The sequence below is a fragment of the Bacillota bacterium genome (assembly GCA_030019365.1).
Taxonomy (GTDB): Bacteria; Bacillota; Sulfobacillia; order JACIYH01; family JACIYH01; genus JACIYH01.
This window is the reverse complement of record JASEFA010000009.1, coordinates 28,243-40,689: the sequence shown is the minus strand read 5'-3', so window position 1 is coordinate 40,689 and position 12,447 is coordinate 28,243. Positions and strand designations below refer to the sequence as shown.

The 12,447-nt window shown below is 67.8% G+C and carries 7 protein-coding genes; 6 read left to right on the top strand and 1 reads right to left on the bottom strand.

All coding sequences use genetic code 11. From position 1 onward, the window contains the following. Positions 1-226: 226 nt before the first annotated feature. Positions 227-1,243 carry a DUF1646 family protein gene (locus QME70_11510; GenBank protein ID MDI6895202.1) on the bottom strand — a complete coding sequence of 339 codons (1,017 nt, stop codon included), beginning with the start codon at positions 1,241-1,243 and terminating at the stop codon, positions 227-229. A gap of 376 nt (positions 1,244-1,619) precedes the next feature. On the opposite strand from QME70_11510, the gene QME70_11505 reads away from it, so the two are divergent. The 6 genes from QME70_11505 (at position 1,620) to QME70_11480 (ending at position 12,397) form a co-directional block, all read left to right on the top strand. Further along, a complete protein-coding gene (locus QME70_11505) occupies positions 1,620-3,599 on the top strand; it encodes an arginine--tRNA ligase (GenBank protein MDI6895201.1) in 1,980 nt (659 codons plus the stop codon). 52 nt (positions 3,600-3,651) lie between these two features. After that, the gene (locus tag QME70_11500) at positions 3,652-4,392 is read left to right on the top strand and encodes an MBL fold metallo-hydrolase (protein ID MDI6895200.1); all 741 of its coding nucleotides are present in this window, start codon (positions 3,652-3,654) and stop codon (positions 4,390-4,392) included. A gap of 209 nt (positions 4,393-4,601) precedes the next feature. Next, complete coding sequence (locus QME70_11495; GenBank protein ID MDI6895199.1) at positions 4,602-6,596, top strand: tetratricopeptide repeat protein; 1,995 nt, start codon at positions 4,602-4,604, stop codon at positions 6,594-6,596. 4 nt (positions 6,597-6,600) lie between these two features. Then, complete coding sequence (gene murD, locus QME70_11490) at positions 6,601-8,043, top strand: UDP-N-acetylmuramoyl-L-alanine--D-glutamate ligase (GenBank protein MDI6895198.1); 1,443 nt, start codon at positions 6,601-6,603, stop codon at positions 8,041-8,043. Beyond that, positions 8,040-8,789 carry an endonuclease III gene (nth, locus tag QME70_11485; GenBank protein MDI6895197.1) on the top strand — a complete coding sequence of 250 codons (750 nt, stop codon included), beginning with the start codon at positions 8,040-8,042 and terminating at the stop codon, positions 8,787-8,789. Before murD ends, nth begins: the two co-directional genes overlap by 4 nt. 173 nt (positions 8,790-8,962) lie before the next feature. After that, entirely contained in the window at positions 8,963-12,397 is a 3,435-nt protein-coding gene (locus QME70_11480) for a DNA polymerase III subunit alpha (protein ID MDI6895196.1), read from the top strand. Positions 12,398-12,447: the final 50 nt, after the last annotated feature.

Below are 12,447 nucleotides of genomic sequence, written 5' to 3'. Positions count from 1 at the left end.
GGGGTGGGAGCCGGTGCCTGCCAGCAAGAAGAAGGAAGATCCCCTCGCCCCCCTGAAGGAGGCCATCGCCCGGGAGCTGGGACTCTGGGAGAAAGTGCAGGCGCGCGGGTGGGGCGGGCTGAGCGCCGCCGAGACAGGACGCCTGGGCGGCCTGCTCTACCACCGCACCCGGGCACCCGCGCCGCGGGAGCCGCCCCCGGCGGCAGCGACTCCGGCCCGGCCGGGGTCAGAGCACAAAGAGGATCAGGAAGTATCCGACGAGCAGCACCAGGCAGAGAGGGATGCCGGTACGGGCCCACTCCCGGCTGCCGATGCCGAGCTTGCTCGCCGAGATGATGTTGGGGATGTTGCCGGGGATGAGCATGCCCCCTGAGATGAGCAGGCCCATGAGGATGGCCCGCACCTGAGCATTCGTCATCTCGTGGGTAATCTCGGCTGCCGTAAGGGTGGCGTTGTCCACGACCGCGGAAATCGTGTTCACCCAGTAGAGAAGCGGGGGACTCAGCCGGAGCACGTACATGTCGATGAACGGCTTGAACCCTTCGCCCAGGAGAACCAGGGCCATCACGAAGAGGTACACCTTCACGGCCCTGACGATGACGTCACGGTACGTTTCTGCCGGGGTCTCCCGGTGATTTCCCTCCCGGGTAACCACCCGCCTGCGCAGCAGGAAAGCGGAGAAGGCCGCCAGCACGGCGATGCCCGGCAAGATGTCCTTGACCAGCAGCCGGGCCAGGTACCAGAACCCCTGTCCCATCTTGGACGTGGCTATGGTGGAAAGGGGTTCACCCACCGGGGTGAGGGCGGCTCCCAGGCCGATGGCCAGGCACGCCACCACGGTGAAGGATACTCTCTCCTTCCTGTCGATGGGGAGCAGGTTGACGATTTCCACCAGTACCAGGGAAGCGATGATGGCGGTGATGATGCTGGACAGAAGGCTCAGCACAAACACCACCAGAGCCGCGAAGAGGGGCAGGGACAGCCTGTTCACGGATCCCCCCACCGTCGCCCCCACCTGCTTCTCGAACACCTTGAAGAGCAGACCGGCCACGAAGACGGCCGTGGTGATCATCAGGGGCTCGCGCAGGGCGTGCAGGACCAGGTGCACGCTGAGGGTACGGGAGACCAGGGTGGCCGCCACCCCCATCACGAACAGAAACGCTTCCAGGTTTTCTTCTACCCGACGTACGGCAAATGGAAGTACCAGGACCAGCACCAGGATGGCGACCAGACCCGCCAGCATCTCTTGTCTCACTCCTCGCGACCTTGGTGGGCGGCAGTCCGCCGGGCTCTCGGGAGCCCGCTCCTGGGGGAGGGCGCCGGCCTGCCCTCTCCTGCGGGGGGCGCCGGCCTGCCCTCTCCTGCGGGGGGCGCCGGCCTGCCCGACTCCCCTTTTGTCCCCTACATGATTATGGTCTCCACCCTTCTTGTCAAGCGCGCCTGCCCCGCACCAGCCCGCCCATGCCGTTCCGCACCTGCGCCATCCGCGCCCCTGTACTGGTGCTTGAGTGCCATGATGAACTTGGCTAGAATACCGGTGGTTGTCCTCCGGTCCCGAGGAATAGTTCGCACCGGAGGGCGGGCGGCGACCCGTCGGTCTGGCGACGGCAAGGGAGTGAGTGAAACTGGACCTGGCGAGTCTACAGGAGGCGTTGCGGGAGGCCCTGGCGGGGGCAGTGAAGGGGTTGGGAGCCGCACTGGCGCCGGAGGAGGTGGGGCTGGAAACCCCGCCCCGGGAGGAGTTCGGGGATCTGTCCTCTCCGGTGTGCCTGACCCTGGCCCGGGTGCTGCGGCGACCGCCCGTGGAGATGGCCCGGCAGGTGGCGGAGAGCATCGGCGCCCGCATCTCCGGGGGTGAGCTCCCCTGGGTGCGGGAGGTGACGGCCAGCGCCCCCGGATACGTCAACTTCCGGCTGGACGCGGCGAAGGTGGCCGGGGAGTTCCTGGCCCAGGTGGCCGAACGCGGGGAGAGGTACGGACGGAGCAAGGCCGGTACCGGGCCCAAGGTGGTGATCGAGCACACCAACATCAACCCCAACAAGGCAGCGCACATCGGCCACCTGCGCAACGCCTGCCTGGGAGATACCCTGGCCCGTCTCTACCGGGCGCGGGGATACCGGGCGGAGGTGCAGAACTACATCGACGACACCGGGGTGCAGGTGGCCGACATCGTGGTGGGGCTGCACCGGCTGAACCACCGCCCGCGCCCGGACGAACCGTTCGACTATTTCTGCTGGGACCTCTACACCGAGGTGCAGGAGCTGTACGAGCGGGACCCCGAGGCGCGGGAGTACCGGCGCCGGGTGCTCTCCCTCATCGAAGAAGGGGACAATGAGGTGGCGCGCACCGCCCGGGAGGTGGCGGAGGGCATCGTGAGGGAGCACCTTCACACCATGTGGCCCCTGGGGATCTACTACGACCTCCTCACCTGGGAGTCGGACATCTTGCGGGCCGGCTTCTTCCGCCATGCCTTCGAGAAGCTACGGGTGCAGGGCACGCTGGTGAGGGAAGAGACCGGCCCCAACGCAGGATGCTGGGTGGTCAGGCTTTCCGATCTGCCCGAGTTCGCCGACCTGGAGAATCCCGACAAGATCCTGGTGCGCTCTGACGGCACTGCCACCTATACGGCGAAGGACATAGCGTACCAGCTGTGGAAGTTCGGGCTGCTGGGGAAGGACTTCCGCTACCGGCCCTATGTGGAACAGCCGGACGGCAGCACCCTGTGGACATCCATCACGTCGGGCGGTCAGGAGGGCGATTTTGGCCGGGCCTGGCGGGTGATCAACGTCATCGACGTGAGGCAGAAGTACCTGCAGGACGTGCTGCGGTACTCCCTGCGCCGGCTGGGTTTCGAGGAGGCGGCGCGCAACTCCATCCACTTCGCCTACGAGGTGGTTGCTCTCTCGCCCCAGGCGGCCCGGGAGCTGGGCGTCGAGGTGGAAGAGGACGCCGGAGCGGTGGCCATGTCCGGGCGGAAGGGGGTGGGGGTGAAGGCCAAGGATCTGCTGGCGGCTGCCGCCCGCCTGGCCCTCGGGGAAGTGGAGGCCCGCCACCCCGACCTGGAGCCGGCCCGGGGGGAGGAAATCGCCCGCTCCATTGCCTGCGGGGCGGTCCGGTATTACATGGTCAGGTTTCATCCCAATACCCTGGTGGCATTCGACTTCCACGAGGCCCTCAGCATGCAGGGGAACAGCGGACCCTACCTGCAGTACGCCCACGCCCGGGCCTGCAGCATCCTGGCCCGGGCCGAGGAGCGGGGGCTGCTCTCCGAAGCCGGGTTCGACGGGCCCGAGCCGGAGCCGCCTGGGGCAGCGGGCGGGTCTGAGCCGGAGCCGGGACCGGCGGAGAAGGCTCTGGTGATGAAGATGATGGAGATGCCGGTGGTGCTGGCCAAGGCGTGCGACCTGAACCTGCCCTCCCTCTTCGCCGATTACGCCTACGCGCTGGCCCAGGCCTTCACCGGGTTCTACGAGACCACCCCCGTGCTGGGGGCGGAAGCGGAGAAACGGCGATTTCGTCTGGCACTGGTGGACGCCTTCCGCCGGGTGATGGCCGGCAGCCTGGGTATCCTGGGCATTCCAGCCCCCAGTGTGATGTGAAGCGCCGGTGCCAGGGAAGCGCCCCGGACCGGCTGAAACGGAGGTTCGAAGCATGCAGCTGACCGTACTGGGGGTTTGCGGCGGGTATCCGGCGGCGGGAAGAGCCTGCTCGGGATACCTGGTACAGGCGGGTCCCGCCTCGATCCTGGTGGACTGTGGCAGTGGGGTGATGTCCAACCTGGGACGGCACGCGGACTTCCGGGGCCTGGATGCGGTGGTTCTTTCTCACCTGCACGGAGACCACATGTCCGATCTCCTGGTATTGCGGTACGCTGTGCAGCGAGCCCTCGCCGAGGGGACGCGGGCGCGGCCCCTGGCCGTTTATGCTCCCCCCTTGCCCGAAGAGGAGTTCGAGCGCCTGCGTTACAAGCAGGTGCTCGAACTCCGGCCCATCGACCCCGACGAGAAGCTTGAGCTGGGGGGGATGGTGTTTCGGTTCCTGGCCGTGCCCCATCCCGTCCTTACGTACGCCATGGCCATCGAGCACGGGGGAAGGAAGCTGGTGTACACGGGGGACACGGGCTGGCACGATCCCCTGGTGGGATTCGCCGCCGAGGCAGATCTCCTGCTCTGCGAGGCCACACTGCTCGAGGACGGCAGCAGGTCACCCGGTCACCTGACAGGCAGGGAGGCCGGAGGGCTGGGGCGGCGGGCCCGGGCCAGGCGGCTGCTCCTTACCCACCTCTGGCCGACCGCCGACTGGGCCAGGGTGCTGGAAGAGGCCCAGGCGGCGCTGGGCGAAGCGGGACTGCCGGTGGAGCTGGCGGGCGAGGGCAGCCGCTACCAGGTATGACGATGACACGAAGGGGCGGGATATCGCAGTACACTGAAACCGGGACGATGGACCCGCGGCGGGACGCCGCACGGATCCGGGATGGTGGCGCCGCGGAAGACGCGGCACCGATCCGGTATGGTGGCGCCGCGGTAGGACCCCGTCCCGAGAGGGATACGCCTGTCGGCGTCGAATGAGCAGGGAGAAACTATCGGGGGGCTTACGCACCGTTGGAGAAGAAGGAAAGCGTCCGGGAGGCACGCACTGGAGAAACCACGAAGAGGAGAGTGGCCCGCCTGCTCTCCCGCGCGGCCGGTCACCTGGCCCGCGGCAACCACCGTTACGCCGCCCGGGCTCTATACCAGGCGATGGATGAAGATCCCCACAACCCGGACATCCGTCGCCAGCTGGCGGAGGTCCTGCTGGATTCCTGTGAGGACTGGATGGTGGGAGGGGCTCTGGGGCGGGAGTGGACGGAGCAGCGCATGACCGCAGTGATTGATCCCCTCCGCCCCCTGCTGAAGGGAAACGGCGACCCGGCGAGCCTCAAGCTGCTGGGTCGCATCTATGCCCGCTTCCGCCGCTACGACGAGGCGGCCCGGGCTTTGCACCGTATCCTGGCCACCGGGCGGGAGGACGCCGAAGCCCACAACCTGCTCGGGCGCATTTATCTGCAGGCGGGCAGGGTCGATCTGGCGGGCGATCATTTCCGGCAGGCCCTCGGGCTCTATACGCGCGATGCCTCCGCCATGGTGGGGGCGGCGCTGGTGGAGATCCGGGAGGGACGTCACAACGAGGCCATCGCCCACCTCCGTCAGGCCGTAGAGGTGGAACCCTCCTGCACCGAGGCGTACTGCCGCCTGGGCGAGCTGTACCTCTACCACCTGGGGAACCTGCACCGCGCCTCCTTGATGGCCCGGCAGGCTTTGCTTGCCGATCCCCAGTACCCCATGGCCCGCCACCTCCTGGGGATGGTGTATTACCTGAATGGTGACGTTGAGCAGGCGGTGCGGGAGTGGCAGAAGACGGTTTCCGGGCTGAACGCCTACGGTCCCTCCCTGCATACCCTGGCCAACGTGGCCCTCGAGCAGGAGGATTACCAGGCGGCGCGGGGATACCTGGAGCGCCTCCTTTTCGCCTATCCTGACGACGCTGAGGCCAAGGTGAAGCTGGGGCTGGCCAATGCCGCCGTGGGCGATTACTACGGGGCCTCCCGCCTGTGGGAAGAGGTCCGTCGCCAGGACAGACAGGAAGGATACGCGCGGGTCTTTCTGGCCGACCTCTATGCCTCCCTCGACCGCTGGGAGGAGGCGTGGGAGGTACTGGAGGAAGCCCTGACCCTGGAGTTGCCGCCTGATCTGGACGAGCAACTCCACGATCTGCTCCTGGAAGCGTACGCCCATTGCCCCGTCTACGATCTGGCTTCCCGGACGGTGGATGCGGCCGTGCGCCGATACCCCAGTGACCCGGCCATCCTCCTGGCCGCCTCCCTGGTGCACACCGGGGGAAGGAGCTTCGCCCTGGCGCGCGAGTACGCCGAGCGCGCCCGGCGGCTGCAGCCGGCTGACCCGGGGGTCTACCGTGTGCTGGGCGTATGGCACATGGAGAGGGGCGAGCTCGAGGAGGCCCGCGAGGTCCTGGAGCGCGGCTACGCTCTCAACCGCAATGACCCCCGCACGGCGTGCGACCTGGGGGAGCTGCAGGCCCGGCGGGGAGACTGGGAGGAAGCGATGCGCTGGTGGGAGGACGCCTGCCGTCTGGACCCCGAAGACATGGGATACCTGCGCCGGCTGGCCTTCGCCTACCAGCGGACGGGCAGGGCCGACAAAGCCCGAGAAGCCTGGGAGCGCTACCTGGGGGCGGTTCCCGAGGACACCGCTGCCCAGGTGGCGTACGGCCAGGTTTGCCTGCGGCAGGGGGACCTGGTGACGTGCGAGGCGGTTTGCCGTCGGGTGATGGCTCGCGAGCGGTATCACCCCGTGGCCCTTGCCCTGCTGGGTGCGTGCGCTCTGCGGGCGGGTGATCCCAGGGATGGCCTGCGCTACTTCAAGGCGGCGTGGAAGCACGGGCGCGATGCTTTCCTGGCCACCTGGCCCACCCTGGACTTCGGGGATGACGGGGCACTCCCCCGGCTGCTGACAGCTCTCCGCCGGGGCCGCTACGACCGGGCATTCAAAGCTGAAATGATGGGCCTTCTCAGCGAGGGAAGCTATACCCGGGGGTGAACTGTTGCACCTCAAGGGCAAGAAGGTGGCAGTGGTCGGCCTGGGCGTCTCCAACCTGGGCCTGGTACGGTTTCTCCTGCTCCAGGGGGCGCGGGTGACCGTCCTGGACCGGAAGCCAGCCGAGGAACTGGCCGGTCGCCTGGAAGAAGTACGCCAGGCCCAGGCGGGCCCGGGTGGGCCGGGCGCAAGGGAGCGGGCGTCCCCCGTGCGTGCCGTGCTCGGTCCCGGCTACCTGGACGCCCTGGATGAAGGATTCGACGTCATCTTCCTCACGCCGGGGATGCCCAAGCGCCTTCCCCAGGTGGAGGAGGCCCGCCGCCGGGGCGCCGTGGTTTCCGGGGAGATCCCCCTCTTCCTGGAGCTGTGTCCGGCCCCCGTGGTGGGAATCACCGGCAGTGCGGGTAAGACCACCACCTCCACGCTGGTGGCCCGCATGCTGGAGGCATCGGGCTATCAGGTGTACCTGGGGGGTAACATCGGGCTACCCCTCATCGACCGGGTGGATCGTATTCCGTCCGACGCCCGCGTGGTCCTGGAGCTTTCGTCATTTCAGCTGGAGCTCACCGGGCGCAGCCCCCACGTGGGAGTGCTGCTGAACCTCCTCCCCGACCACATGGACGTCCACTCCTCCTGGGACGAGTATGTGGCGGCCAAACGCCGGGTTTTCCTGTTTCAGGGGCCGCGGGACTGCGCCGTCCTCAACGGAGAGGACGAGCTGGTGGCGCCCCTGGCAGAGGAGGCACCCGGGAAGGTCCTCTTCTTCGGGGAACGCGGGCCTTTCCCGCAGGGGGCATGGGTGGAGGGGGGGGGCGCAGCCCGGCAGGTGGTGTTGCGTCTGCCGGGGGAGGAAGCCCGCCCGGTGTGCGCGGTGGGCAGCCTGCGTCTGGTGGGACGTCACAACCTGCTCAACGCCCTGGCCGCCGTGACCGCCGCCGGGCTGATGGGGGCCGGGCGGGCCGCCATGGCGGAGGTGCTGGGCGACTTTGCCGGAGTTTCCCATCGCCTGGAGCGGGTGGCGGAGGTGGACGGGGTGCTGTACGTCGACGACTCCATCGCCACCACCCCCGACCGGGCCCGGGCCGCGCTGGCCGCCCTGCCCGGACCCCTTATCCTGATCGCCGGGGGGTACGACAAGAAGCTGGACTTCACCAGCTTTGCCCGCGCCCTGCCGGGCCGGGTGCGTCACCTGATACTGATGGGTGCCACCGCCCCCCGCATCCGCGCGGCCGTGGAGCAGCTGCCCGGGCCCGATCTGCCCGCACCGGTACTGCATGAGGTGGGCGGCATGGCCGAGGCGGTGGAGCTGGCCCGCTCTCTGGCCCGGTCCGGGGACACCGTGCTGCTCTCTCCCGCCTGCGCTTCTTTCGATATGTTCCGGAACTACGAAGAGAGGGGGACGATATTCGCAGAGCTGGTGCGGCGTATGGCGGGGGAGGGTGCATCATGAGCTGGGGCCCCATCGATCAGGATCTGGTGGCGGCGGTGGACCGCCTGTTGCAGGAGCGATATGGCGGTGACCGGTCCGCCCTGTTACTGGGACAGGTGGACTCCAACCCGGTAGACGTGCTGGTGGCCACGGTGCTGTCCCAGGCTACCACCGATCGGGCCAGCCTGGCGGCGTTCCGCCGCCTGAAGGAACGTTTCCCCCGCTGGGAGATGCTGCTCGGAGCCTCGACTGCTCAACTGGAAAAGCTCATTGCTCCCGCCGGCCTGGGGCGCCAGAAGGCCCTGCGCATCCTGGATATCCTCAAAGCACTCCAGGTCCGCGGCGGCGGGGTTTCCCTGGACTTCCTGCGCGGGATGCCCGCGGAGGAGGCGCGTCGGTTTCTCGAAGGGTTGCCCGGAGTGGGTCCCAAGACGGCTGCCTGCGTCCTGCTCTTCGGGCTGGGGCGGGCGGCGTTTCCGGTGGATACCCACGTGTACCGGGTGGCGCGCAGGCTGGGTCTCGTGCCCGAGAAGGTGGACCGGGTGCGGACGCAAAAGATCTTACAGGAGAGCCTGGACCCGGAGCGCTACTTTCGCCTGCACGTCAACCTCATCGTCCATGGTCGGCAAGTGTGCCGGGCCCGGCGCCCCCGGTGCTCCGAGTGTCCCTTGGCGGCCCTTTGTACTGCCGCTTCCACTCCTCCCAACCCTCAACATGCGCAAACTCCGCTTCGATTTCCGCCCGGTCGGGAACGATGTCGGGAATGAGGGTCAGGTCGTGCTCGCAGTGCGGGCATATCCAGCGTATGGGGGTGGTGGCCGCCGAATAGGAGAGCCTGTGGCAGTTGGGGCACCTTTTCCAGGGCACGGGAGATTCCCCCCTTCTATTCCTCCAAAGATTATCACCTATGGTATTCATCGTCAAAGGGGAGGTGGGCGTGATGGGTTCGGCCCGATTCAATCACCTCCATCTGCACACCGAATTCAGCCTGCTGGACGGCGCCGCCCGCGTGGAACAGGCGGTTTCCCGGGCGGCGGCCATGGGATGCACGGCCCTGGCGGTCACGGACCACGGGGTCATGTACGGGGTGGTGCCCTTCTACCAGTCCTGCCGGCAGCACGGCATCAAGCCCGTCCTGGGGTGCGAGGTGTACGTGGCGCGGCGTACCCGGCACGACCGTCAGCCCAAGGTGGATGAGGACCCCCATCACCTGGTCCTGCTGGCCCGCGACCAGGAGGGTTATCGCAACCTGGTGCGCCTGGTCTCCCTGGCTCACCTGGAGGGATTCTACTACCGACCACGGGTGGACTGGGAGTTGCTCGAGCGGTACCATGGGGGGCTGGTTGCCCTGAGTGCCTGTCTGGCCGGGGAGGTCCCGCGCGCCATCCTGGAGGGCGAGCAGGCGGGAGACGACGGTCGGCGCGCCCGGGAGGTGGTGGCCAGGTACCGGGAGCTGTTCGGCCGGGATTCCTTCTATCTGGAGGTGCAGGAGAACGGCCTGGCCCCCCAGCGCCAGGTCAACCGGGAGATGGTGCGCCTGGCCCGGGAAATGGGAGTGGGCCTGGTGGCCACCAACGACGTGCATTACCTGGAGCAGGCGGACGCCCGTATGCACGACGTCCTCCTGTGCATCCAGACCCAGACCACCGTGGACGACCCCGGGCGCCTGCGGTTTGGCTCGGACCAGTTCTACCTGCGCTCGCCCGAGGAGATGGCCGGCCTCTTCCGGGAATTGCCCCAGGCTCTGGAAGCCACCCTGGACATCGCCGAGAGCTGCCAGGTGGAGCTCCCGTCCGGCCGGCTTCACCTTCCCCAGTTCCCCGTCCCCGAGGGACACAGCGAGGCCTCCCACCTGCGCCATCTCTGCTACCAGCGGCTGCCCGGGCGCTACGCCGACCCGCCCCCCGAGGTGAGGGAGCGCCTGGAGTACGAACTGACCATGATCGAGCGCATGGGATACCCGGGCTACTTCCTGATCGTTTGGGACTTCGTGGAATTCGCGCGGCAGAACGGCATCCCGGTAGGGCCAGGACGGGGATCGGCCGCCGGGAGCCTGGTCGCCTACGTGCTGGGGATCACCGACGTCGATCCCCTCCGTCACGGGCTTCTCTTCGAGCGCTTCCTCAACCCCGATCGGGTCACCATGCCGGACATGGACATCGACTTCTGTTTTGAACGGCGCGACGAAGTGATCCGTTACGTGGTGGAGAAATACGGCCAGGACTGCGTGGCCCAGATCGTCACCTTCGGTACCATGAAGGCCCGGGCCGCCATCCGCGACGTGGGCCGCGCCCTGGGTCTCCCGTACGGGGAAGTGGATCGCATCGCCAAGATGGTCCCCGCCGTGCTGGGCATCACCCTGGAGCAGGCCCTGGCCACCAGTCCCGACCTGGCCCAGGCATATCGGGGCCGGGAGGAGGTACGGGAACTCATCGATCTGGCCCGCCGCATGGAGGGAATGCCCCGGCACGCTTCCGTACATGCCGCCGGCGTGGTCATTGCCCCCGAACCCCTGGTGGGCCTGGTGCCCTTGCAGAAGACGCCTGACGGCGCCGTGGTCACCCAGTTCCCCATGGAAGTGCTGGAGGAACTGGGCCTCCTCAAGATGGACTTCCTGGGGCTGCGCAACCTCACCGTCATCGACCACGCGGTGAAGCTGATCGAGAAGATGGGGCAGCGGGTGGATTGGAACACGATAGCGCTGGACGACCCGGCGGTGTATGCGCTCCTCGGGCGGGGGGAGACCCTGGGGATATTCCAGCTGGAAGCCGGCTGGGTTCAGGACCTCCTGCGCCAGCTGCGCCCCGCCACCTTCGAGGACATCGTGGCCATCGTGGCCCTGGTGCGCCCCGGTCCCATGGAGCAGATACCCGAGTACCAGCGTGCCAAGCAGAGCGGGGCCCGGTACCTGCATCCCAGCCTGGAGCCCATCCTGAAGGACACCTACGGCGTGATGATCTACCAGGAGCAGGTCATGCAGGTGGTGTCGCGCCTGGCCGGATTTACCCTGGCCCAGGCCGACCTCTTGCGCCGGGGGATGGCCAAGAAGAAGCCGGAACTGGTGGCGGCGCAAAGGGTTCGTTTCATCGAAGGTGCGGTGAGCCGGGGAGTGGATCGCCAGGTGGCGGAGCAGGTGTTCGCGGCCATCGAGCGGTTTGCCGGTTACGCCTTCAACCGCAGTCATGCGGCTGCCTACGCCCTGCTGGCCTACCGCACGGCGTACCTCAAAGCCCACTATCCCCTGCCATACATGGTGGCCCTCCTCACCTCGGTGATGGACTCCAGTGACGACGTGGCCCTGTACATAGACGAGTGCCGTCGCCTGGGGGTGACCCTGCTGCCCCCCGACATCAACCGGGGGGAGCTGGCATTCAGCATCGAAAGGGACGAGGACGGGCGCGATGCCATCCGTTTCGGCCTGGGGGCCGTGAAGAACCTGGGCCGGGCGGCCATCGAATCCATCGTGCGGGCGCGCCAGCAGGGGCCCTTCCGTTCTCTCCACGACTTCTGCGAACGGGTGGACACCCGCCTCCTCAACCGCAGGGCAGCGGAAAGCCTCATCAAGGCAGGGGCCTTCGATACCCTGGGGGCCCGGCGGGCCCAACTCATGGCCATCCTCGATCAGGCCCTGGAGCGGGGTCAGGGAGACTCCCGCGGGGCCGGGCAGCTGTCATTCTTCGACCTGGGGGCGGAGGCCTTCGCCGCTCAGGATCAGCTGCCGGGCGTGCCCGAATTCCCCCCGCAGGCCCTGCTGGCCATGGAAAAGGAAGTGCTCGGCCTGTACCTTTCCGGTCACCCTCTCGACTCCTACCGCCAGCACCTGGAGAGGGGGGCCACCTGCCGCTGCGGGGCCCTGGCCGATGCGCCCGACGGAAGCGCGGTTACGGTGGGGGGTGTGGTGCTGGGCATCAAGCGCATTACCACCAGGGCAGGGGAACCGATGGGATTCGTGGAACTGGAAGATATGTCGGGGCACGTCGAGGTGGTGGTGTTTCCGCGGGTTTTCGAGCGCTTCCGGGGGTGCCTGGTGAAGGACGCGGTGGTCCTGGTGAAGGGGACCCTGCAGCGATCCGAGGGCGAAGAAGGGCAGCGCGTGGCTAAGGTGATGGCCGAGGAGGTGGTCCCCCTGGCCTGCCCGGGGTCGCTGGTGGTGGCGCTCCGCACGGCGGAGCAGGAGGAAAAAGCCCTGCGCGAGTTGAAGGGCATCCTGGCGCGATATCCGGGCAGCATGCCGGTACGGGTTGATTTCGCAGGGCGGAAGAAGGCGATCCTGGTCGATCCGGGCCTGTGGGTGGAGGATACCAACGAGTTGCGATGGGAGTTGCAGGATCTGCTTGGGGATGGCGCCGTTTACGCGGCGGGAGAGGTGGGCTAGCCCGCCAGGGCCTGTTCAGAGAACCCAGGGGCCCGTTACCGCAGCGGTAC

Coding starts and splice junctions, on each gene's coding strand:
- QME70_11480 (MDI6895196.1), top strand. CDS start 8,963: ATGGGTTCGGCCCGATTCAATCACCTCCATCTGCACACCGAATTCAGC.
- QME70_11500 (MDI6895200.1), top strand. CDS start 3,652: ATGCAGCTGACCGTACTGGGGGTTTGCGGCGGGTATCCGGCGGCGGGA.
- nth (MDI6895197.1), top strand. CDS start 8,040: ATGAGCTGGGGCCCCATCGATCAGGATCTGGTGGCGGCGGTGGACCGC.
- QME70_11510 (MDI6895202.1), bottom strand. CDS start 1,243: ATGCTGGCGGGTCTGGTCGCCATCCTGGTGCTGGTCCTGGTACTTCCA.